This window comes from Pseudomonas sp. HD6422 (assembly GCF_025377065.1).
In the GTDB taxonomy this organism is placed as follows: domain Bacteria; phylum Pseudomonadota; class Gammaproteobacteria; order Pseudomonadales; family Pseudomonadaceae; genus Aquipseudomonas; species Aquipseudomonas putida_U.
This window is the reverse complement of record NZ_JAHWIW010000022.1, coordinates 59,017-79,263: the sequence shown is the minus strand read 5'-3', so window position 1 is coordinate 79,263 and position 20,247 is coordinate 59,017. Positions and strand designations below refer to the sequence as shown.

The 20,247-nt window shown below is 63.4% G+C and carries 24 protein-coding genes and 1 pseudogene; 12 read left to right on the top strand and 13 right to left on the bottom strand.

The genetic code is table 11. The annotated features are described in order from the left end of the window. Positions 1-4 precede the first annotated feature (4 nt). Positions 5-364 carry a response regulator gene (locus KY379_RS17070; protein ID WP_133330644.1) on the top strand — a complete coding sequence of 120 codons (360 nt, stop codon included), beginning with the start codon at positions 5-7 and terminating at the stop codon, positions 362-364. Between the two features lie 65 nt (positions 365-429). Here the strand turns inward: KY379_RS17070 and csrA are convergent, their stop codons facing one another. The 8 genes from csrA to KY379_RS17030 form a co-directional block, all read right to left on the bottom strand. Next, positions 430-630: a carbon storage regulator CsrA gene (csrA, locus tag KY379_RS17065; RefSeq protein WP_133330827.1), complete on the bottom strand. Its 201-nt coding sequence runs from the start codon at positions 628-630 to the stop codon at positions 430-432. A 254-nt stretch (positions 631-884) separates the two neighbouring features. After that, the gene (locus KY379_RS17060; protein WP_261241031.1) at positions 885-1,907 is read right to left on the bottom strand and encodes a DNA topoisomerase IB; all 1,023 of its coding nucleotides are present in this window, start codon (positions 1,905-1,907) and stop codon (positions 885-887) included. Positions 1,908-1,950: 43 nt separating this feature from the next. Continuing rightward, a complete protein-coding gene (modC, locus tag KY379_RS17055; protein WP_261241030.1) occupies positions 1,951-3,042 on the bottom strand; it encodes a molybdenum ABC transporter ATP-binding protein in 1,092 nt (363 codons plus the stop codon). Position 3,043: 1 nt separating this feature from the next. Continuing rightward, on the bottom strand, positions 3,044-3,724 hold the full coding sequence (gene modB, locus KY379_RS17050; RefSeq protein ID WP_133330638.1) for a molybdate ABC transporter permease subunit: 681 nt from the start codon (positions 3,722-3,724) through the stop codon (positions 3,044-3,046). Beyond that, a complete protein-coding gene (gene modA / locus KY379_RS17045) occupies positions 3,724-4,482 on the bottom strand; it encodes a molybdate ABC transporter substrate-binding protein (protein WP_261241029.1) in 759 nt (252 codons plus the stop codon). Before modA ends, modB begins: the two co-directional genes overlap by 1 nt. A 93-nt stretch (positions 4,483-4,575) precedes the next feature. Further along, positions 4,576-5,649 (bottom strand): NAD(P)H-dependent flavin oxidoreductase, encoded by a 1,074-nt coding sequence (locus KY379_RS17040; RefSeq protein ID WP_261241028.1) that lies wholly within the window; start codon positions 5,647-5,649, stop codon positions 4,576-4,578. 30 nt (positions 5,650-5,679) lie between these two features. Beyond that, positions 5,680-5,850, bottom strand: a complete 171-nt coding sequence (locus KY379_RS17035) for a hypothetical protein (protein ID WP_165976097.1) — start codon at positions 5,848-5,850, stop codon at positions 5,680-5,682. Between the two features lie 22 nt (positions 5,851-5,872). Next, positions 5,873-6,175 carry a DUF1883 domain-containing protein gene (locus KY379_RS17030; RefSeq protein WP_133330632.1) on the bottom strand — a complete coding sequence of 101 codons (303 nt, stop codon included), beginning with the start codon at positions 6,173-6,175 and terminating at the stop codon, positions 5,873-5,875. 161 nt (positions 6,176-6,336) lie between these two features. Here KY379_RS17030 and KY379_RS17025 point away from each other — a divergent pair, with 161 nt between their 5' ends. The 8 genes from KY379_RS17025 to KY379_RS16990 all read left to right on the top strand — a co-directional run bounded on the left by KY379_RS17025 (position 6,337) and on the right by KY379_RS16990 (position 13,663). Beyond that, complete coding sequence (locus tag KY379_RS17025) at positions 6,337-6,696, top strand: hypothetical protein (protein ID WP_133330825.1); 360 nt, start codon at positions 6,337-6,339, stop codon at positions 6,694-6,696. A 145-nt stretch (positions 6,697-6,841) separates the two neighbouring features. After that, complete coding sequence (locus KY379_RS17020; RefSeq protein WP_133330630.1) at positions 6,842-7,492, top strand: c-type cytochrome; 651 nt, start codon at positions 6,842-6,844, stop codon at positions 7,490-7,492. Beyond that, positions 7,489-8,397, top strand: coding sequence for a c-type cytochrome (locus tag KY379_RS17015; protein WP_133330628.1), 909 nt, complete (start codon positions 7,489-7,491; stop codon positions 8,395-8,397). Before KY379_RS17020 ends, KY379_RS17015 begins: the two co-directional genes overlap by 4 nt. 183 nt (positions 8,398-8,580) lie before the next feature. Continuing rightward, entirely contained in the window at positions 8,581-9,420 is an 840-nt protein-coding gene (galU, locus tag KY379_RS17010) for a UTP--glucose-1-phosphate uridylyltransferase GalU (protein ID WP_133330626.1), read from the top strand. Positions 9,421-9,499: 79 nt separating this feature from the next. After that, positions 9,500-10,855 (top strand): glutathione-disulfide reductase, encoded by a 1,356-nt coding sequence (gene gorA / locus KY379_RS17005; protein WP_133330624.1) that lies wholly within the window; start codon positions 9,500-9,502, stop codon positions 10,853-10,855. Positions 10,856-11,055: 200 nt separating this feature from the next. Next, entirely contained in the window at positions 11,056-11,619 is a 564-nt protein-coding gene (gene ahpC / locus KY379_RS17000) for an alkyl hydroperoxide reductase subunit C (protein ID WP_133330622.1), read from the top strand. Between the two features lie 124 nt (positions 11,620-11,743). Continuing rightward, positions 11,744-13,306, top strand: a complete 1,563-nt coding sequence (gene ahpF / locus KY379_RS16995) for an alkyl hydroperoxide reductase subunit F (RefSeq protein WP_261241025.1) — start codon at positions 11,744-11,746, stop codon at positions 13,304-13,306. A 168-nt stretch (positions 13,307-13,474) separates the two neighbouring features. Then, positions 13,475-13,663, top strand: a complete 189-nt coding sequence (locus tag KY379_RS16990; RefSeq protein WP_013973178.1) for a hypothetical protein — start codon at positions 13,475-13,477, stop codon at positions 13,661-13,663. A gap of 5 nt (positions 13,664-13,668) precedes the next feature. Here the strand turns inward: KY379_RS16990 and KY379_RS16985 are convergent, their stop codons facing one another. Genes KY379_RS16985 through nhaR form a run of 3 tightly spaced genes read right to left on the bottom strand, consistent with a single transcriptional unit; the run spans position 13,669 to position 16,543 of the window. Continuing rightward, a complete protein-coding gene (locus tag KY379_RS16985; protein WP_133330618.1) occupies positions 13,669-14,316 on the bottom strand; it encodes a YceH family protein in 648 nt (215 codons plus the stop codon). Between the two features lie 60 nt (positions 14,317-14,376). Then, positions 14,377-15,591, bottom strand: a complete 1,215-nt coding sequence (gene sstT, locus KY379_RS16980; protein ID WP_261241023.1) for a serine/threonine transporter SstT — start codon at positions 15,589-15,591, stop codon at positions 14,377-14,379. Positions 15,592-15,649: 58 nt separating this feature from the next. Further along, complete coding sequence (nhaR, locus tag KY379_RS16975) at positions 15,650-16,543, bottom strand: transcriptional activator NhaR (protein ID WP_261241021.1); 894 nt, start codon at positions 16,541-16,543, stop codon at positions 15,650-15,652. Between the two features lie 135 nt (positions 16,544-16,678). Here nhaR and KY379_RS16970 point away from each other — a divergent pair. Together KY379_RS16970 and KY379_RS16965 are read left to right on the top strand one after the other, a co-directional pair. Beyond that, positions 16,679-16,920, top strand: a pseudogene (locus KY379_RS16970) (hypothetical protein). A 27-nt stretch (positions 16,921-16,947) separates the two neighbouring features. Further along, positions 16,948-17,700: a TerC family protein gene (locus KY379_RS16965; protein WP_133330610.1), complete on the top strand. Its 753-nt coding sequence runs from the start codon at positions 16,948-16,950 to the stop codon at positions 17,698-17,700. A gap of 61 nt (positions 17,701-17,761) precedes the next feature. Here the strand turns inward: KY379_RS16965 and KY379_RS16960 are convergent, their stop codons facing one another. Beyond that, positions 17,762-17,941 (bottom strand): hypothetical protein, encoded by a 180-nt coding sequence (locus KY379_RS16960; protein ID WP_133330608.1) that lies wholly within the window; start codon positions 17,939-17,941, stop codon positions 17,762-17,764. Positions 17,942-18,096: 155 nt separating this feature from the next. On the opposite strand from KY379_RS16960, the gene KY379_RS16955 reads away from it, so the two are divergent. Continuing rightward, the gene (locus KY379_RS16955; protein ID WP_261241019.1) at positions 18,097-18,825 is read left to right on the top strand and encodes a peptidase C39 family protein; all 729 of its coding nucleotides are present in this window, start codon (positions 18,097-18,099) and stop codon (positions 18,823-18,825) included. Between the two features lie 93 nt (positions 18,826-18,918). On the opposite strand, the gene KY379_RS16950 is transcribed toward KY379_RS16955, so the two are convergent. Next, positions 18,919-20,202, bottom strand: coding sequence for an NAD(P)/FAD-dependent oxidoreductase (locus tag KY379_RS16950; protein WP_133330604.1), 1,284 nt, complete (start codon positions 20,200-20,202; stop codon positions 18,919-18,921). Positions 20,203-20,247 lie beyond the last annotated feature (45 nt).

The following is a 20,247-nucleotide window of genomic DNA, read 5'->3' as shown; positions in this document are numbered from 1 at the left end:
ATCCATGAACACTATTCTGGTCGTCGATGACGAATACCTGATCGTGGACATCCTCGGCTTCGCCCTGGAGGATGCGGGGTTCATCGTGGAAAAAGCCAGCAATGGGCGCAAGGCCCTGGACGCTCTGCAGGACAAGCGGGTGCAGTTGGTGATCACCGACTACATGATGCCGGTGCTCAATGGCGAGGAGCTGGTGCGGGCGATTCGTGAGGACCTGCTGCTGACCGATCTGCCGGTGATCCTCATGAGCGGCGCCCAAGCCAATCAGGGCCTGGTCTGCCCGCAACGGTTCGCGGCGGTGTTCGATAAACCGTTCGACATCGACGCGTTGATCGCCAAGGTGCGGGAGTTGCTCGACGCTTGAGGCGCAGGGCTGCGCCTGAGCGGGTAGGGGCGGTCAAGCGCATCCGTGCGGCTTGAGGACAAACATCACTGGTGCTCTTCGTTGCCCTTTTCCGGGGCAGGGTTGCCGGCCTGGATGCGTTTGAAGATTTCCTCACGGTGAACCTGGACATCTTTCGGCGCATCGATGCCAATTCTCACCTGCATCCCTTTCACTCCCAGAATGGTGACTTTGATGTCGTCGTTGATGACGATGCTTTCGCCAACCTTACGGGTGAGTATCAGCATGTAGTTCTCCTTGGTGGTGTAAAAGTCCGTCAGGCCAAATGCCGCGGCGGTGGGAGCCTGTCCCTCTTCCTTCTCATTAAAGACGCTTTCGGCGGATAGTAATTCCCCGAACTCACAAAATCTGTTGAGGGTCTTCACGTACAGGCGCCGACGTAAAGCTTCGATCAAGTGTCGGCGAAGGTGCTCGGTGGCAAGAATAGGGGGCTTCGCGTCGGATGGGAAATTTCTCTGTGTGATGGCCTGCATAGCCCGGCTCAATCGGACGCGAGCGACTCCTGCGCTTGCAGGAACAGCAGCAAAGCCACTTCCTCGGCTTGCAGGCCCTTGCGGCGTCGGTGCCTGGGCAGTGCTTCCAGGCGGCCCAGGTGGTAGTGCTCGATCACCGCAGGGTGGATGTAGCAGCGCCGGCACACCGCTGGGGTGTTGCCCAGGCGCTGGGCAACCTGGCGAACGATGGCCGTGACCTGACGCTTGGCTTCGCTCTCCGGCTCCCAGGCCAGCGGTCGCAGCAGGCTCAGGGCCAGGCTGCTGCCGGCCCAGGTGCGGTAATCCTTGGCGGTGAAGTCTGACCCTGTCAGTTGCTGGAGAAACTGATTCACATCGCTGGAGCCGACACTATGGCGTTGGCCGTCCTCGTCCAGGTATTGGAACAATGCCTGCCCGGGCAGCTCCATGCAGCGCTTGAGCAGATTGGCCAGGCGCCGGTCACGCAGGGTGACATCGTGCTCGACGCCGCGCTTGCCGCGAAACTGGAAACGCACCGTGCTGCCCTGGACCTTGACGTGGCGGGTACGCAGGGTGGTGAGGCCATAGGATTTGTTATCGCGCAGATACTGGGTATTGCCGATACGGATCAGGGTGTTGTCCAACAGGCTCACCACCAGTGCCATGACCTTCTCCCGGTCCAGCCCCGGCCGGGCCAGGTGCAGGTCCAGTTGCGCGCGCAGCTTGGGCAACGCCTGGGCGAAGGCCAGCATACGTCCGTACTTGTGCTGGTCGCGCAAGGTACGCCATTCGGTGTGGTAGCGGTATTGCTTGCGCCCGCGGGCGTCACGGCCGGTGGCTTGCAGGTGGCCTTGCGGGTCGGCGCAGATCCACACATCGGTGTAGGCCGGCGGGATCACCAGCGCGGCGATGCGCGCCAGGGTCTCCGGGTCGCGGACACGCTCGCCGGCGGCGTCCAGGTAAATGAAGCGATCGCGCCAACGCTTGCGGCTGAGGCCAGGCTGGCTGTCGTCGACATAGTGCAGGGTGCGCGGCAGGGGGCAGTCGAGCATGGAGGTGTTCCATCGAGCCGGTATTGCCCTATGGACAGCGCGCTCAGCCCAACAGTGCCACTGACTTGATCTGCGCCCATAACGTCTGCCCTGGGTGCAGGCCCAACTGGTCGGCCGAGTAGCGGGTAATGCGTGCCAGCAGGGTATTGCCTCCGGCATCCAGGCTCACCAGCACATGCGCTGGGTTGTCGGCAGGGCGGCTTTCGCGCACCTGCACCGGCAGGCGATTGAGGATGCTCGAGGCGCTGTCGGCGGCAAGCGCCAGGCTGACATCGCGCGCCTGGACCTTGATGCGCAGGGTGCTGCCCAGGCTGTGTGCCGGGTGGGCGATCCGCAGCACTGGGCCGTCGCTGCCCGGCAGGCGCAGATCGAGCAGGCCGTAGTGCGGGTTGTGGCCGACGACCCGACCGTCGAACACCACCCCGGCGTCATCGCCTTGGGCCAGCGACAGGTCCAGGCGCGCCAAAGTCGTGCCGATCGGCCCACTGGCCGTGGCCCGGCCCTCTTCCAGCAGGACCAGGTGGTCGGCCAGCCGGGCGACTTCATCCTGGGCATGGCTGACGTACACCACCGGGATGTCCAATTCTTCGTGCAGGCGTTCAAGGTACGGCAGGATCTCGCGCTTGCGGGGGCCGTCGAGGGCCGCCAGCGGTTCGTCCATCAACAGCAGCCGCGGACTGCTCAGCAGGGCACGGGCGATACCGACGCGCTGCGCTTCGCCGCCCGACAGGCTGGCCGGTCTGCGCTCGAGCAGGTGGCCGATGCCCAGCAGTTCGCTGGCTTGGGCCAGGCCGACCTTGCGCTGACTGGCGGGCACCCGGCGCCAACCGAATTCCAGGTTGCCCCGCACCGTCAGGTGCGGGAACAGGCTGGCTTCCTGGAATACGTAGCCCAGCGGACGCAGGTGTGGCGCGACGAAATGGCCGCGGGCGCTGTCCTCCCAGACCTCGCCATTGACTTCGATGTAAGCCTGGGTGGCCCGTTCCAGGCCGGCCAGGCAGCGCAGGCAAGAGGTCTTGCCAGAGCCCGAATGACCGAACAGCGCACTGATGCCCCGCCCGGGCAGTTGCAGGTCGACATCCAGCTTGAAGTCGGCCCGCACCAACTGCAGACGTGCCACGATCGATGCGCTCATATCAGCTCCAGCCAGCCTTGCCCCGGCGCCCGGCATACAGCACCAGCAGCACCAGGAAGGAAAATACCAGCATGGCCCCGGCCAACCAGTGGGCCTGGGCGTATTCCATGGCCTCGACATGGTCGAAGATCTGTACCGAGACCACACGGGTCTTGTCGGGGATGTTGCCGCCGATCATCAGCACCACGCCGAATTCGCCCACGGTATGGGCGAAGCCGAGGATGCTGGCGGTGACGAAACCTGGACGGGCCAGTGGCAGCACCACGTGGACGAAGGTGTCCCAGGGGCTTGCGCGGAGGGTGGCGGCCACTTCCAGCGGGCGTTGGCCGATGGCGGCGAAGGCGTTCTGCAACGGCTGCACCACGAAGGGCATCGAATACACCGTCGAGCCGATCACCAGGCCGCTGAAGCTGAACACCACTGTGCCCAGGCCCAGCGCCTGGGTCGCCTGGCCCAGCCAGCCATTGGGGCCCAAAGCGATCAGCAGGTAGAAACCAATGACCGTGGGCGGTAGCACCAGCGGCAGCGCCACCAAGGCCCCGACTGGCCCACGCAGCCACGAGCGCGTGCGCGCCAGCCACCAGGCGATGGGCGTGCCCAGCAACAGCAGGATCAGGGTCGTCAGGCTGGCCAGCTTGAGGGTCAGCCAGATCGCGCCCAAGTCACTGGCGTCGAGCGGCATCAGATTTCATAGCCGAACGACTTGATCACCGCCGCGGCCTTCGGCCCCTTCAGGTACTCGACCAGGGCCTTGGCGGCGGCGCTGTCCTTGCCCTTGTCGAGGATCACCGCGTCCTGGCGGATCGGCTCGTGCATCTGGGCCGGGACGATCCACGCCGAACCATGCTGCACCTTGCCGTCCTTGTAGATCTGCGACAGGGCGACGAAACCGAGTTCGGCATTGCCGGTGGAGACGAACTGGTAGGCCTGGGTGATGTTCTGGCCCTCGACGATCTTGGCCTTGGTCGCCTCGGTCAGGCCGAGCTTGTCCAGGACCTGGGTCGCAGCGAGGCCGTAAGGGGCGGCTTTCGGGTTGGCGATGGAGAGATGCTGGTAGGCATTCTTCTTCAGCACTTCGCCCTTGTCGTCGACGTAATCGTCCTTGGCCGACCACAGGGCCAGGGTGCCGATGGCGTAGGTGAAGCGCGAGCCGGGCACGATCGCGTGCTCGGCTTCGAGCTTGGCCGGCGTGCTGTCGTCGGCGGCGAGAAACACCTCGAAAGGTGCGCCGTTCTTGATCTGTGCGTAGAACTGCCCGGTGGCGCCGTAGGCAGCGACCAGCTTGTGCCCGGTGTCTTTCTCGAAGTCCTTGGCGATGGCCTGGATCGGCGCTGTAAAGTTGGCGGCGACCGCCACCTGGACCTCATCGGCCCAAGCACTGTTGAGCGAAAGCAAGCTGGCCAGTGCGGTGGCGGCCAGGGTGGACGGGCGAATACGCATGAAAACGGCTCCTTGGGGTTATCGTTATAGCGTCAACTATATAGCGATAGGCCATTCGCCGGGAAGGGGCTGAAGCGCGTCATGCAACTGAAGTCAGCGCCCGTAGCGGCGCAACGCCTGGTCGGCGATATCGCGGGTCAGCTCTGCGGCTGGCAAGTGCTGGCCGAGGCGCAACCCCTGGCCCGCCCACAAGTTGCTGAAGTCAGTGTTGCCTTGTGGGTCGGTGATCGCTCGCAGTGGCATCAGCGCACCGCCGGCCAGCGGGAACTGCGGCGCCAGCGCGCTCATCGGTCCGAGTTCACGCATGATACGTGTGTTGATGCCCCGCGCCGGGCGGCCGGTGAACAGGTTGGTCAAAGCGGTGTCGCTGGCCGATGCGCTATCCAGCGCGTGGCGATGCGCTGGCGACACCTTGGCCTCGGGACAGAACAGGTAGGCGGTGCCGATCTGCACGGCAGAGGCGCCCAATGCCAGTGCCGCTAGCAGGCCGCGATGATCGCCTATGCCGCCTGCGGCGATCACGGGTACCTGCACGGCATCGACGACCTGCGGTACCAGGGCGAAGGTGCCGATCTGACTGGTGATGTCGTCGCTGAGGAACATCCCGCGGTGGCCGCCGGCCTCGTATCCCATGGCAATGATGGCGTCGCAGCCATGGGCCTCGAGCCAGACGGCTTCCTCTACGGTGGTTGCGCTCGACAGCACCTTGGCGCCGCTGGCCTTGACCCGCTGCAACAGCTCTGGCGTCGGCAGGCCGAAATGGAAGCTCACCACCTCCGGGCGCAGTTGCTCGACCAGCTGACAGCTTTGCTCATCGAAAGGTGCGCGATTGGATGCCGGCGTAGGCGCCGTGAAGTCCGCGCCCACCTCCTGGTAATACGGCGCCAGGGCCTGCTTCCAGCGTTCGGCGCGCCCTGCGTCGAAGTCGGGTGGCTGGTGACAGAAGAAGTTCAGGTTCAGCGGGCCGCTGCAGGCACTGCGAAAGGCTGCGATTTCGGCGCGCACCTGTTCGCCGGTGAGCATGGCGCAGGGCAGGGCGCCAAGCCCTCCTGCGTTACCCACGGCGATCGCCAGGGGCGAGCCGCTGGCGCCGGCCATGGGCGCTTGCAGGATGGGCAACTCGATGCCCAGAAGATCGAGAATACGACGGTCGGGCCAGTTGCTCATGCGCTGCTCCTTGTACGCGGTGGGTTCGATTTACAAGGCCTTGCTGACCTGGATGTCGCTGATCTTGTCGGCGTCGTCGCCATGGATCTTGCGCAGGGCATCCAGGGCCTGTTCCGGCGAGGCGTCCGGCATCTGGGCGAAGTCCCAGCGGCGCTGGCCGTCGAGTTTGTATTTGATGACGTACTTGGTGGTCTGAGTCATGGGGAGCGGTATTCCGGTGGTTTTAGCTGAGCTTCGACGACGAGCGACGAATGATCTTGATCTTGTGGCTGAAGGTCGGCTTGCGGGTCACCGAGATCGGTCGGGCGGTCACCGTGTCGAGGGTGATGTTCCAGAAGCCGGTGCTGGGTACGGTGATCTTGGCTGGGAAGCGCTCGAAGTGGCCGCCGTGGTAGGTGTGCCGACCGCCATTCTTGAAGCTGCGGAAGTTGGCGTCGTTCATCAGGCGGATGTTGCAGCGCTGGGAGCATTCGATGACGACGATGTCGTCCTCGTTCAGATGCTCGCGCTGGTGTACGAATTTCATGTGATGCTCCGCAAAGTCTGGTTCTGCAAACGCAAAAGATACCACGATGCTGGGATACACTGGCGCGCTGGATGACAGGGTGAAGATAATTGCGCCAAAGCAGGGAGCAAAAGCGCCTGGCTGCTGTCGAAGTGAATTCGTTGAAGGCAGAGGTGTGGCTGATGAAGTGGGTGGTAGCGGCGTTGTCCTTGGTATTGGGTGGGTGTGTCAGTGTGTCCGAACTCGAGCAATCCCGCGAAACGCTGGATGTGATGTCGGGCAAGACCCCGCGCGAATACGCCGATTGCGTGAAGCTCAAGTTGGCCGACAGCCGTGAGGCGATCGAGGAACAGCAACGTGGCGATGGCTTGCGCCTGATCGTGCCGCAGAAGCTGACCGCCAGTACCGGCCCGGCGGCCTTGTTCGATATCGACAAGCGCGGCAGCGGCAGCAGCATCAAGCTGCACGAGCGACTGAACAATTTCCCATTGCGCCTGGGGGATGTCCGCACGGCGGCGACCCAGTGCATCTCGGGCAGTTGACCTGGCGCAAGGTCGCTGCGAATAACGCCTGAAAAGCCATCTTCGGATGGCTTTTTGCGTTGTTGGGTCTTTCCAGGCAGGGCTAATATCCATTCGCTTATGTTTTTTAAGCCTAAGCTTATAACAAAAGAAATGGAGATTCGTGATGACCCTGTTGAGTCGAGCCGTGATCGGCGGGCTGTTGGTGCTGGCCTGGCCGATGGCGCACGCTGCCGATGGCCAGAAAGTGTTCCTCCAAGGCGGCGGCAACCCCGCCGCCATGGCCTGCCTGGGTTGCCATGGCGTGGACGGCAAAGGCGTGGCCGCGGCGGGCTTTCCGCGACTGGCCGGTTTGCCCGCTGCCTATCTGAGCAAGCAGCTGCGCGACTGGCGCAGCGCCAGCCGTCGGCATCCGGTCATGGAGCCCATCGCCAAGGCGTTGGGCGAGGACGAAATCGATGCCGTCAGTGCCTATCTCGCCAACCTACCCAGCGACCCGCCCGGTACCCTGCGCCGCCAGCAGATCGCCGAGAACCCGACTGAACGACTGGCGTTGTATGGCGACTGGAGCCGACAGATACCGGGTTGCGTGCAATGTCACGGACCGGGAGGCGCAGGTGTCGGCGAACATTTCCCGCCATTGGCTGGGCAGCCCGCCGCCTACCTGGTGGCACAACTCGACGCCTGGCGCGACGGCAGTCGCCATAACGACCCTAACCAATTGATGGCCGGTGTAGCCAAGGCCATGACCGATGCCGAGGTTCAGGCAATCGCTACGTTCTTCGCCAACGCTGGCAACCTGGAGGTCGCGCCATGAAAGCAACGCAGCTCGCCTTCGTGCTCTTGATGATCGGCAGCGGCATGGCTGGCGCCGTGGCCATGCCCGATCAATCGCAACTGCAGGTCAGCAAGGCCACGCCGACCTTCACTCCGCCCGCTGAAAGCGCACTGCCCGACAACGCCTTCGGCCAGCAGGTGCGCGAAGGCCATGCGCTGTTCGTCGACACCCGTCGGCTGATGCCCGAGGCCGTGGGCAACGGCATGAACTGCAGTAACTGCCACCTCGATCAAGGCCGCCTGGCGTTCTCCGCCCCGCTGTGGGGTGCGTATCCGATGTACCCGGCTTATCGAAAGAAGAACGACAAGGTCAACACCTTCGCCGAGCGTATCCAGGGTTGCTTCGAGTTCAGCATGAACGGCACGCCCCCGGCTGCCGACAGCCCGCAGATGAAAGCATTGAGCGTATACGCCTATTGGTTGTCGACCCAGGCCCCTACCGGCGTGGAAATCGCCGGGCGCGGCTATCCCGAGGTGGCGCAGCCGCAAGGTGGCTATGACTTCGCCCGCGGCCGCCAGGTCTACCGTGAGCACTGCGCGCTGTGTCATGGCGACGACGGTCAGGGCCAACAGGTGGCAGGGGAGTACGTCATGCCGCCCTTGTGGGGCAAGGACTCCTACAATTGGGGCGCCGGCATGCACCGTATCAATACGGCGGCGTCGTTCATCAAGCACAATATGCCGCTGGGCAAGCCGGGCTCGCTGAGCGATCAGCAGGCCTGGGACGTGGCGGCGTGGATCAATCGCCATGAGCGCCCCCAAGACCCACGCCTGGTCGACGGTTCAGTGGAGAAGACGCGGTTGAAGTTTCATGCCAACGATGGCGTCAATCTGTATGGCCAGCACGTCGACGGGGTACTGGTGGGGCAGGGCACGGCACCCTGAAGGGGGCCGGTGAGGCAACCTGCGACAGTTGCGCGCGTTAATATTCGCAATGCCTTTGAACTATCTACACTGGGTTGTCTCTATCATCGCATCGGTCGGCCACAGGCGGGGCATTGTAAGGTGACTGCCGCCTGATTAGACTGCGCCGAAACCCATAGGCCCAGCCTTCGTTTAAGGACGTATATGATCAAGAAATGCTTGTTCCCGGCAGCCGGCTACGGCACCCGCTTCCTGCCTGCTACCAAAGCCATGCCCAAGGAAATGCTGCCGGTGGTCAACAAGCCGCTGATCCAGTATGGCGTTGAGGAAGCACTGGATGCCGGCCTGAACGAAATCTCCATCGTCACCGGCCGTGGCAAGCGCGCCTTGGAAGACCACTTCGACATCAGCTATGAGCTGGAAAACCAGATCAAAGGCACCGACAAGGAAAAATACCTGGTCGGTATCCGCCGTCTGCTCGACGAGTGCTCGTTCTCCTACACCCGCCAGACCGAAATGAAAGGCCTGGGTCACGCCATCCTGACCGGTCGCCCGCTGATCGGCGACGAGCCGTTCGCCGTGGTCCTGGCTGACGACCTGTGCGTCAACCCTGAAGGTGACGGCGTACTGACCCAGATGGTCAAGCTGTACAACCAGTTCCGCTGCTCGATCGTCGCCATCCAGGAAGTCGATCCGCAGGAAACCAACAAGTACGGCGTGATCGCCGGCGACATGATCCGTGACGATATCTACCGCGTCACCAACATGGTCGAGAAGCCCAAGCCTGAAGATGCGCCGTCGAACCTGGCGATCATCGGTCGTTACATCCTCACGCCGGATATCTTCGACATCATCGCCAACACCGAGCCGGGCAAAGGTGGCGAGATTCAGATCACCGACGCCCTGATGCAGCAGGCGCAGAATGGCTGCGTGATTGCCTACAAGTTCAAGGGCAAGCGCTTCGACTGTGGTGGTGCCGAAGGCTACATCGACGCGACCAACTTCTGCTTCGAGAACTACTACAAGGCAGGCAAGGCATACTGATCCACGCCGTTGCTGACACTGGGGCCGCTTTTGCGGCCCCAGTGCGTTATGCTGGGTCGCTGCCTAGGAGACTGAATACATGGCCTACGATTTTGATCTGTTCGTGATTGGTGCCGGCTCCGGTGGTGTGCGTGCCGCACGCTTTGCCGCAGGCTTCGGCGCCAAGGTGGCGGTAGCCGAAAGTCGCTACCTGGGAGGCACCTGCGTCAATGTCGGCTGCGTGCCGAAGAAACTGCTGGTGTACGGCGCCCACGTGGCCGACGAGCTGGAGCAGGCTGCAGGCTTTGGTTGGACCCTGGAAGAGGGCCACTTCGACTGGAGCACGCTGATCGCCAACAAGAACCGCGAAATCGAGCGGCTCAACGGCATCTACCGCAACCTGCTGGTCAACAGCGGGGTCAGCCTGCTGCAGGGGCATGCGCGCATCACCGGCGCCAACGAGGTGGAAGTGGACGGCCAGCGCTACAGCGCCGAGCGCATCCTCATCGCCACCGGCGGCTGGCCGCAGGTGCCGGACATTCCTGGCAAGGAGTTGGCGATCACCTCCAACGAGGCCTTCTACCTCAAGGCCCTGCCACGCCGGGTGCTGGTGGTCGGAGGTGGTTATATCGCGGTCGAGTTCGCCGGGATTTTCCAGGGCCTGGGTGCCGACACCACGCTGCTCTACCGTGGTGACCTGTTCCTGCGAGGCTTCGACGGTTCGGTCCGCACCCACCTCAAGGAAGAGCTGGAAAAACGCGGCCTGGACCTGCAGTTCAATGCCGACATCCAGCGCATCGACAAGCTCGAAGACGGTAGCCTCAAAGCCACCCTCAAGGACGGCCGCGAGCTGGTCGCCGATTGCGTGTTCTACGCCACCGGTCGCCGACCGATGCTGGACAACCTGGGCCTGGAGAACACCGGTGTCGAGCTCGACGAGCGCGGCTATATCCGCGTTGACGAGCAATACCAGACCACTGCGCCGTCGATCCTCGCCATCGGCGATGTCATCGGTCGCGTGCAGCTCACCCCCGTTGCCTTGGCCGAAGGCATGGCCGTGGCGCGCCGGCTGTTCAAGCCTGAACAGTACCGCCCGGTGGATTACCAGAACATCCCCACCGCGGTGTTCAGCCAGCCGCCGATCGGTACTGTCGGCCTGACCGAGGAACAGGCGCTGGAAGCCGGGCACAAGGTGCAGGTCTTCGAGAGCCGTTTCCGCGCCATGAAACTGACCCTCACCGACATTCAGGAAAAGACCCTGATGAAGCTGGTGGTGGATGCCGAGACCGACAAAGTGCTCGGCTGCCACATGGTTGGCCCCGATGCCGGCGAGATCATCCAAGGCCTCGGCATTGCCCTGAAAGCCGGCGCCACCAAGCAGCAGTTCGACGAGACCATTGGTGTGCACCCCACCGCAGCCGAAGAGTTCGTCACCCTGCGTACCCCGACTCGCTGAGCGAACGAGCCCTGTCGCCGCTGGCGTCAGGGCTCTGACAGCCGCGCAATCCTTTGCTCAGCCCAATCCCTTCTATTAATGAGCTGCGGTTATAGCGAAAACCAATCATCAGCATGAGCTTTGCCAATGAGCCTTTATCGGGACCAGCGGTTAGGATTCTCTCCGTCAACTGATTTCAACCCCATGAAGGAGCGTCTCTCATGCCTATCATCAACAGCCAGGTCAAACCGTTCAACGCCACCGCCTACCACAAAGGCGAATTCGTTCAGGTAAGCGAAGCCGACCTGAAGGGCAAGTGGTCCGTCGTGTTCTTCTACCCGGCCGACTTCACCTTCGTCTGCCCGACCGAACTGGGTGACCTTGCTGACAACTACGCCGAATTCCAGAAGCTGGGCGTAGAAATCTACGGCGTGTCCACCGACACCCACTTCACCCACAAAGCCTGGCACGACACTTCGGACACCATCGGCAAGATCCAGTACCCACTGATCGGTGACCCGACTCACATCATCTCGCGCAACTTCGACGTGCTGATCGAAGAAGCCGGCCTGGCCGATCGCGGTACCTTCGTGATCAACCCGGAAGGTCAGATCAAGATCGTCGAACTGAACGACGGTGGTGTAGGCCGTGACGCGACCGAGCTGCTGCGCAAGGTCAAGGCTGCCCAGTACGTCGCCGCCCACCCAGGCGAAGTCTGCCCGGCCAAGTGGAAAGAAGGCGAAGCCACCCTGGCGCCATCGCTGGACCTGGTCGGCAAGATCTAAGTCGATGTGCATGTCGCGGGCGGTGGACAGCCGCCAAAGCTGAAGTATCTACCGCCCCGTAAAGCGCCCGGGCGATCTCGCCTGGGCGTTTTTGTATCCGAGTTTCGAAAAAGGAATCGCCCGTATGTTGGACGCCACGCTTAAATCGCAACTGAAAACCTACCTGGAGCGGGTCACCCAGCCGATCGAGATCGTTGCTTCCCTCGACGACGGCGCGAAGTCCCGCGAATTGCATGACCTGCTGGTGGAAATCGCCGGCCTGTCGAACCTGATTACTCTGAGCGCGGACGGGACCGACGCCCGTCGTCCTTCGTTCTCGCTCAACCGCCCAGGGGCCGACATCAGCCTGCGCTTCGCCGGCATCCCCATGGGGCACGAATTCACCTCCCTGGTGCTGGCGCTGCTGCAAGTCGGTGGTCACCCCTCCAAGGCCAGCGCCGAAGTGATCGAGCAGATCCAGGCACTGGAAGGCGATTTCACCTTTGAAACCTACTTCTCGCTGTCGTGCCAGAACTGCCCGGACGTGGTCCAGGCGCTGAACCTGATGGCCGTGCTCAACCCCAACGTTCGCCACGTCGCGATCGACGGTGCGCTGTTCCAGGACGAAGTCGAGTCGCGCAAGATCATGGCGGTGCCAAGCGTCTACCTGAACGGCGAAGTGTTCGGCCAGGGCCGCATGGGCCTGGAAGAAATCCTTGGCAAGATCGACACCAACGCCGGTGCCCGCCAGGCCGAGAAGATCAACGCCAAGGACGCCTTCGACGTGCTGGTGGTCGGCGGTGGCCCCGCTGGCGCCGCAGCGGCCATCTATGCTGCGCGTAAAGGCATTCGCACCGGTGTCGCGGCTGAGCGTTTCGGCGGCCAGGTGCTCGATACCCTGGCCATCGAGAACTTCATCTCGGTGCAGGAAACCGAAGGCCCGAAGCTGGCCATGGCCTTGGAAGAGCACGTCAAGCAGTATGACGTCGACATCATGAACCTGCAGCGCGGTGAAGCGCTGATTCCGGCCACCGATGGCGGACTTCACGAAGTACGCCTGGCCGGCGGCGCCTCGCTCAAAGCCAAGACAGTGATCCTCGCCACCGGTGCCCGCTGGCGTGAAATGAACGTCCCTGGCGAGCAGGAGTACCGCGCCCGCGGCGTGGCCTACTGCCCGCATTGCGACGGTCCGCTGTTCAAGGGCAAGCGCGTGGCGGTGATTGGCGGTGGCAACTCGGGCGTCGAAGCGGCCATCGACCTGGCCGGTATCGTCGCCCAGGTGACGCTGATCGAGTTCGACAGCCAGTTGCGTGCCGATGCGGTGTTGCAGCGCAAACTGCACAGCCTGGCGAACGTCAAGGTGATCACCAGTGCCTTGACCACCGAAGTGGTGGGTAACGGCGAAAAGGTCACCGGCCTGCGTTACAAGGACCGCACCACTGACGAGGTGCATGACCTGGCGCTCGAAGGTATCTTCGTGCAGATCGGCCTGCTGCCGAACACCGACTGGCTGAAAGGGACCGTGGAATTGTCGCCACGCGGCGAAATCATCGTCGACGCCAAGGGCCAGACCAGCGTACCGGGCGTGTTTGCCGCCGGTGACGTGACCACGGTGCCGTACAAGCAGATCGTCATCGCCGTGGGCGAGGGCGCCAAGGCATCGCTGGCGGCGTTCGATCACCTGATCCGTACCTCGGCTCCAGCGTAACTGCATCGCGACCCTTTCGCGGGACCAGCCCGCTCCCACAGGATCCGCACTGTTTTCGACACTGTGCGGTCCCTGTAGGAGCGGGCTTGTCCCGCGAAAGGGCCCTGACAAACCAAGCTGAACCTGAAGGTGTCTATGCTTACTGCAGACCCTTCAGGAACCCGCACCATGACCCTGATCAGCCGCGAACCCTGGTGGCTAGTGCCACCCAAACCCGGGCAGCAGGAGCAGGACTTGCACTGGGGCTATCTGGAAATCTACGCCGACGGTCGTACCGTGTTCGTCGACCAACGCCCCAGCGACCGCGAACTGGCTGAACGCAAAAGCTGCCGTAACTTCCCCGACCCGGAGCCGTGATCGGCTCAGCCTTCGAGCGCTGACAGGCGCGCTTCCAGGGCTGCGATACGCGCTTCCAGAGCTTCGATCCGTTCTTCCGAGACATTGCCGGCGCCGCTACGGCCACCGCCTTCCTGCTGGCGTGCGGCCAGGATCGCCTCGATTTCCGCCGGATCGCCCAGCGCATGGGTATAGCGGTCTTCGCGTTGTCCGGCCTGGCGCGGCAGGTGCAGGGCCAGGCCGCGCGAGACCAGGCGTTCGAGCTGGTGCTGGACCTGCTCGGTATCGTCGAAGGCATGCAGGCGGTTGCTGCGGCTGAGCAACTCGCTCAGGGTCTGCGGCCCACGCAGGAACATCAGGCCCATCAGCACCAGTTGCGCCGGCACCAGTTCCAGTGCCTTGTCCACCCGGTGCTCCCAGCGATCGGCGCGGCTGCCCATCTGCAGGCGGGCCATGTCCTGTCCTTCGAGGGCCCGCAGGGCCTGGCCGACCTGGCCCTGGGTGAGGTTCATCACCGGCTCGCGGCTGGTTTTCTGGTTGCACGCCAGGACCAGCGCATTGAGCGTCAGCGGATAGCTCTCCGGGCTGGTGGCCTGCTTCTCGATCAATGCGCCGAGAATGCGCACCTCGATACTGTTGAAGCGGCCTTCGCCTGCGGTTTCTTGATCGGACATGGCCCTGTCTCTTGGCTGGGAAAAGGCCTCTAGCGTAGGTAATGCGCCGCCCTTAAGCAATCACTGCCCGACTCGTCGCTCCTCGGCCAGGCACGCAGCCGCGGTGAACAGCACGTCGGTGGACGAGTTGAGTGCCGTTTCCGCCGCATCCTGCAACACGCCGATGATGAAGCCCACGGCCACCACCTGCATGGCCACTTCGCTCGGAATGCCGAACAGACTGCAGGCCAGTGGAATCAGCAGCAGCGAGCCGCCAGCCACCCCCGAAGCGCCGCAGGCGCAAATCGCCGCGACCATGCTCAGCAGCACCGCTGTGGGCAGGTCGACGGCAATGCCCAGGGTGTGCACCGCCGCCAGGGTCAGCACGTTGATGGTGATGGCCGCGCCAGCCATGTTGATGGTCGCGCCCAGCGGGATGGACACGGAGTAGGTATCTTCGTGCAGGCCCAGACGCTCGGACAGCGCCAGGTTCACCGGGATATTCGCCGCCGAACTGCGGGTGAAGAACGCCGTGATGCCGCTTTCACGCAGGCACAGCAGCGTAAGCGGGTAGGGGTTGCGACGGATCTTCCAGAACACGATCAACGGGTTCATCACCAGCGCCACGAACAGCATGCAACCGAGCAGCACCGCCAGCAGGTGCAAGTAACCCAGCAGAGCGTCGAAGCCGGACTCGGCCAGGGTCGCGCTGACCAGGCCGAAGATGCCCAGTGGGGCGAAGCGAATCACCACACGCACGATCAAGGTCACGCCTCTGGACAGGTCATCGACCACGCCCCGGGTGGTCTCGCTGCTATGGCGCAGGGCCACGCCAAGGCCGATCGCCCACACCAGCACTCCGATGAAGTTGGCTTCGAGCAGGGCGTGGATCGGGTTGTCCACTGCGCTCAACAGCAGGTTCTGCAGCACCTCGGCGATCCCCCCAGGCGCGCTGAGGGCGACATCACTGGCGCTGAGCGCCAGGGTCGAGGGGAACAGCATGCTCGCGCCGACCGCAACCACCGCGGCGGCGAAGGTGCCGAACAGGTACAGCCAGAGGATCGGGCGGATATGGGTGGGCTGGCCCTGGCGGTGGTTGGCGATCGACGCCATCACCAGGATGAACACCACCACCGGCGCCACGGCCTTCAGCGCACTGACGAAAACCTTGCCGAGCAAGGCCACTTCAAGGGCCACCGCGGGGGCGAGCAGGGCCAGGGCGATACCGGCCAGTAGGCCGATCATGATCTGCGTCACCAGGCTGATGCGGTTGAGCAGATGAAAGACAGGGGTCATGTGCAGCGCTATCTCGTTTACGGAAAAGGGTGCGACCTTACTATAGCTGGCCGGTCATTCACCAATGGAACAACTCCTTTCTTGCCCCCTCGGTAATCGCCACGATGCCCGGATGCTTGACCTTGCGTTCCACCGAAATGGCATAGAACGACTCATGCACCGCCTCGGTCTGCCCGATCAGTTGCACCCCATACTGACGGCAGACCTCGTCGGCGATCACGCTCGGCGCCACGAAGATACCGCTGCCCGATTGGCCGAAAGCCTGCATCAAGGCGCTGTCGTCGAATTCGCCGATGATGCGTGGCTGTACCTGCTGCTCGCTCAGCCAGCGCAGCAAGCGGCTGCGCACCACGGTTTCCTGGCCGGGAATCAGCAACGGTGCATCCTGTAGGCAGGCCGGGAAGGCACCTTGGTGGCGCTGAGCCAGGTCTGCCGTGGCGAAGAAGCTCAGGCCGCACTCGCCGAGCTTCTGGCTGTAGCCCTTGATGTCCAGGTGGCTGGGCATCGGACTGTCGGAAATCACCAGGTCCAGGCGCTGGATCGCAAGGTCGGCCAGCAGCCGTTCGAGTTTGTCTTCCCGGCAGTTGATGCGCAGCACGTTGTCCAGCTCCATGGTCGGCGCCAGCAGGCGGTAGACGATGGACTTGGGCACCACGTCGGCCACGCCGACACGGAACAGGATCTGTTCCTGCGGCCCGGCCCGCAGCAAGGTCTCCAGTTCGGCGCCGAGCTGGAACATCTGCTCGGCGTAGGCCAGCGCCTGACGTCCGGTCTCGGTCAGTTCGAGCTGGCGTCCGACCCGCTGGAACAGCTCCAGGCCGTAAGTCTGCGCGAACAGGCTGATCTGGCCGCTGATGGTCTGGGGGGTGAGGTTGAGTTGCTCGCTGGCGCGCACGATGCTGCCGGTCTTGGCCACGGCCCAGAAATAGTGAAGCTGGCGGTAGTTGAGCATCGGCCTGGTCTCAATTCGTAAAAACCGAAGTATAACCGCTGAAAAAACGAATTTTACTGAAGTATGCGCCTCTCTAGAATTGCTCTCCATCAGGCGCCATCGGGCGCCGCCGGTTTATCGATCTGCGAGGACCCCATGCTCCATCTAAAATCCATCGGCACCCCCCCCTGGTGCTGGCCCTGGCCCTGTTCAGCCTGGCTGGCTGCGACCAGGCCGAGAAATCCGCTCAGCAGATGCTCGACCAGGCCGCCGAAACGGCCAAGCAGGCCATCGACAAGACCAATGACGCGGCCCAGCAGGCCTTGAGCGATGCCATCGGCAACGATGGCACCAAGGCCAAGGCTGCAGAGCCCGAAGCACGTACCCAGGACATCTGACCCAGACCCCCGATGCAGGATTGATCAATGGAATATTTGCTGGAACTCGCCGCAAGCCCGACCGCCTGGATTGCCCTGGCCACGCTGGTGGCCATGGAAGTGGTGCTGGGCATCGACAACCTGATCTTCATCTCGATCCTCACCAACAAGCTGCCGGTGGAGTACCGCTCCAAGGCCCGCCGCGTGGGTATCAGCATGGCCCTGGTGATGCGCCTGGCGTTGCTCAGCACGGTGGCCTGGATCGTTCAGCTCACCGACCCGGTGTTCGATGTGTTCGGCCATGCCTTCTCGTGGAAGGACGTGATCCTGATTGCCGGTGGCCTGTTCCTGCTGTGGAAGGCGACCAAGGAAATCCATGAGAACGTCGACCCGCACGGGGCCAAGGAGGAGGCCAAGCTATCGTCCACGGTCACCCTGGGCTTCGCTGCGGCGATCTTCCAGATCCTCTTGCTCGACATCGTGTTCTCGGTCGACAGCATCATCACCGCCGTGGGCATGACCGAGCACCTGCCGATCATGATCATCGCCGTGATCAGCGCCGTGGTGGTGATGATGGTGGCCGCCGATCCGCTGGCCGACTTCATCAACAAGAACCCCACCGTGGTGATGCTGGCCCTGGGCTTCTTGATCATGATCGGCATGACGCTGATCGCCGAGGGCTTCGGTGCCCATGTGCCCAAAGGCTACGTGTACGCGGCAATGGCCTTCTCGACGCTGATCGAAATCCTCAACATCATGGCGCGCCGGGCACGGCTCAAGCGCGAAGCAACCGAAGCGTGAGTGCATGAACGAAGAAGGGGGCGCCAGGCGCCCCCTTCTGGTTTTTGCAGGATTCGAGATTTCAGTGCGCGCCGGCGTGGCGCCGTGCACGGCGGACCGGCTGCGCCTTGGCAGCAGGTTGTGGCGGAAGGTGATGGTGGTGCGAATGGCGGCGCACGATGCGCAATACGCCCCAGAGCATGGCGGCCGCGACGCTCAGCCACATGCCAACCAGCATCAGGATTGCCATTGTCAGGCTCATGTCTGCCTCCTTATCCCGGCCAGCGCAAGGCGGCTACGTGGACACACCCCAAGTTTAGCTCGCCCCCTGTGACGTTCCATTGACCGAAGGTCTATTGCTTGGGCCATTTGGTTCCTAGCCGCCCGCACACTATACCCATACGCGCCTGCACCCTTATGATCGTGCCCAGGGCCGGGTCGGAGATCTGGCATTGGAACAAGCGAGTACCCATGCAAGCGAATCATTTCTACCCACGACGTCTGCTCGCGGCCTGTCTGCTGGCCGCCACCCTGGCCGGCTGCGCCAGCGCGCCGCCGGTAGCGGTCAAGGGCGTACCGCAGAAGGTCGAGATCAGCAGCGTGCCGTTCTACAAGGGCAACGCCAACCACAGTGGCGCCATGGCCCTGGCCGCGGTGCTGTCGCAGCAGGGGGCACCGATCACGCCAGGCTTGCTCGACAAACCGCTGAACCTGCCCCAGGGCGCCGACGCGCTGGACACCGGCATCCCGCGGGTAGCCCGTGAATACGGCATGGTCGTGTATCCGCTGGACAAGACACTGGACGCCTTGCTGGTGCAGGTCGCCGCCGGCAATCCGGTACTGGTGCGTTATCAGGAAGGTTCGGCCTGGTGGAGCGAGCCACGCTATGCGGTGTTGATCGGTTTCGACCGCTACAAGGGACGGGTGCTGTTGCGCTCGGGCATGCATCGGCGGCAGATGATGACGATGGACGCGTTCGAATCGGCCTGGGCCGAGGAGGGGCGTTGGGCGGTGCTGGTGCAGCCACCACGCCAGTTGCCGGCCCAGGTGGACCGTCAGCGCTGGCTGCAGGCGGCCGACGAACTGGCCCGCTCCGGTCAGGAAATTGCCGCCAAGCAGGCTGTCAGCAGTCTGGACAAGCCGTAGTTCGCGCCAAACAACATCGCCGGCAAGCCAGCCCCCTCAGGAGTCGGCTGCCGGCGATGGGTACTCACAGGTTTACCTGACCTGCGGCGAACCTCAGAAGCCCAGGCGATCGCGCAGGCTGTAGTACCAGGCACCGATCGCGCTGAACGGCACGCGGAACATCTGGCCACCCGGGAACGGGTAGTGCGGCAGGCCGGCGAAGGCGTCGAAGCGCTCGGCTTGGCCGCGCAGGGCCTCGGCCAGCACCTTGCCCGCCAGGTGGGTGTAGGTCACGCCATGGCCCGAGCAGCCCTGGGAGTAGTAGATGTTGTCGCCGATACGCCCGACTTGCGGCAGGCGCGACAGGGTCAGCAGGAAGTTGCCGGTCCAGGCGAAGTCGATCTTCACGTCCTTGAGTTGCGGGAAGGCCTTGAGCATCTTCGGACGGATGATCGCTTCGATGTTGGCCGGGTCGCGCGCGCCGTACACCACGCCACCGCCGAAGATCAGGCGCTTGTCGCCGGTCAGGCGGTAGTAGTCGAGCAGGTAATTGCAGTCCTCGACGCAGTAGTCCTGCGGCAGCAGGCTGCGCGCCAGGTCTTCGCCCAGTGGCTCGGTGGTGATCACCTGGGTACCGCATGGCATCGACTTGGCGGCCAGTTCCGGAACCAGGTTGCCCAGGTAGGCGTTACCGGCGACGATGATGAACTTCGCCTTCACCTTGCCCTGCGGCGTGTGCACGACCGGGTTGGCGCCACGCTCGATGCGTACGGCCGGGGTCTGCTCATAGATGACGCCGCCCAGCGACTCGACCGCCGCGGCTTCGCCCAGGGCCAGGTTCAGCGGGTGGATGTGGCCGCCGCTCATGTCCAGCATGCCGCCGACATAGCTGTCGCAGGCGACCACTTCGCGGATGCGCTTCTGGTCCATCAGTTCCAGCTGGGTATGGCCGAAGCGTTCCCACAGGCGTTTCTGCGATTCCAGATGGCCCATCTGCTTGCTGGTCAGGGCAGCGAACACACCGCCGTCCTTCAGGTCGCACTGGATGTTGTACTTGGCCACGCGCTCACGGATGATGCGGCCGCCTTCGAAGGCCATCTGGCCCAGCAGCTGGGCTTCTTTGGGGCCGACGGTGCGTTCGATCACGTCGATGTCGCGGCTGTAGCTGTTGACGATCTGGCCGCCGTTGCGGCCGGAGGCGCCGAAACCGACCTTGGCGGCCTCGACGACGGTCACCTTGAAGCCGTTTTCCAGCAGGAACAGGGCGCTGGACAGGCCGGTGTAGCCGGCGCCGATGATGCACACATCGGTCTCCACCTCACCCTGCAGCGCCGGACGTGGCGGCACCGGGTTTGCCGAGGCGGCGTAGTAGGACTGTGGGTAGGGGGTATTGGACATGCTCGAGAAACCTCGTGTTTTATATTTTTAACGAATGTACCGATG

What these genes read in the sequence shown, in the direction of transcription:
- KY379_RS17070 (WP_133330644.1), top strand. Translation starts at nt 5, where the DNA reads ATGAACACTATTCTGGTCGTCGATGACGAATACCTGATCGTGGACATC.
- csrA (WP_133330827.1), bottom strand. Translation starts at nt 630, where the DNA reads ATGCTGATACTCACCCGTAAGGTTGGCGAAAGCATCGTCATCAACGAC.
- KY379_RS17060 (WP_261241031.1), bottom strand. Translation starts at nt 1,907, where the DNA reads ATGCTCGACTGCCCCCTGCCGCGCACCCTGCACTATGTCGACGACAGC.
- modC (WP_261241030.1), bottom strand. Translation starts at nt 3,042, where the DNA reads ATGAGCGCATCGATCGTGGCACGTCTGCAGTTGGTGCGGGCCGACTTC.
- modB (WP_133330638.1), bottom strand. Translation starts at nt 3,724, where the DNA reads ATGCCGCTCGACGCCAGTGACTTGGGCGCGATCTGGCTGACCCTCAAG.
- modA (WP_261241029.1), bottom strand. Translation starts at nt 4,482, where the DNA reads ATGCGTATTCGCCCGTCCACCCTGGCCGCCACCGCACTGGCCAGCTTG.
- KY379_RS17040 (WP_261241028.1), bottom strand. Translation starts at nt 5,649, where the DNA reads ATGAGCAACTGGCCCGACCGTCGTATTCTCGATCTTCTGGGCATCGAG.
- KY379_RS17035 (WP_165976097.1), bottom strand. Translation starts at nt 5,850, where the DNA reads ATGACTCAGACCACCAAGTACGTCATCAAATACAAACTCGACGGCCAG.
- KY379_RS17030 (WP_133330632.1), bottom strand. Translation starts at nt 6,175, where the DNA reads ATGAAATTCGTACACCAGCGCGAGCATCTGAACGAGGACGACATCGTC.
- KY379_RS17025 (WP_133330825.1), top strand. Translation starts at nt 6,337, where the DNA reads ATGAAGTGGGTGGTAGCGGCGTTGTCCTTGGTATTGGGTGGGTGTGTC.
- KY379_RS17020 (WP_133330630.1), top strand. Translation starts at nt 6,842, where the DNA reads ATGACCCTGTTGAGTCGAGCCGTGATCGGCGGGCTGTTGGTGCTGGCC.
- KY379_RS17015 (WP_133330628.1), top strand. Translation starts at nt 7,489, where the DNA reads ATGAAAGCAACGCAGCTCGCCTTCGTGCTCTTGATGATCGGCAGCGGC.
- galU (WP_133330626.1), top strand. Translation starts at nt 8,581, where the DNA reads ATGATCAAGAAATGCTTGTTCCCGGCAGCCGGCTACGGCACCCGCTTC.
- gorA (WP_133330624.1), top strand. Translation starts at nt 9,500, where the DNA reads ATGGCCTACGATTTTGATCTGTTCGTGATTGGTGCCGGCTCCGGTGGT.
- ahpC (WP_133330622.1), top strand. Translation starts at nt 11,056, where the DNA reads ATGCCTATCATCAACAGCCAGGTCAAACCGTTCAACGCCACCGCCTAC.
- ahpF (WP_261241025.1), top strand. Translation starts at nt 11,744, where the DNA reads ATGTTGGACGCCACGCTTAAATCGCAACTGAAAACCTACCTGGAGCGG.
- KY379_RS16990 (WP_013973178.1), top strand. Translation starts at nt 13,475, where the DNA reads ATGACCCTGATCAGCCGCGAACCCTGGTGGCTAGTGCCACCCAAACCC.
- KY379_RS16985 (WP_133330618.1), bottom strand. Translation starts at nt 14,316, where the DNA reads ATGTCCGATCAAGAAACCGCAGGCGAAGGCCGCTTCAACAGTATCGAG.
- sstT (WP_261241023.1), bottom strand. Translation starts at nt 15,591, where the DNA reads ATGACCCCTGTCTTTCATCTGCTCAACCGCATCAGCCTGGTGACGCAG.
- nhaR (WP_261241021.1), bottom strand. Translation starts at nt 16,543, where the DNA reads ATGCTCAACTACCGCCAGCTTCACTATTTCTGGGCCGTGGCCAAGACC.
- KY379_RS16965 (WP_133330610.1), top strand. Translation starts at nt 16,948, where the DNA reads ATGGAATATTTGCTGGAACTCGCCGCAAGCCCGACCGCCTGGATTGCC.
- KY379_RS16960 (WP_133330608.1), bottom strand. Translation starts at nt 17,941, where the DNA reads ATGAGCCTGACAATGGCAATCCTGATGCTGGTTGGCATGTGGCTGAGC.
- KY379_RS16955 (WP_261241019.1), top strand. Translation starts at nt 18,097, where the DNA reads ATGATCGTGCCCAGGGCCGGGTCGGAGATCTGGCATTGGAACAAGCGA.
- KY379_RS16950 (WP_133330604.1), bottom strand. Translation starts at nt 20,202, where the DNA reads ATGTCCAATACCCCCTACCCACAGTCCTACTACGCCGCCTCGGCAAAC.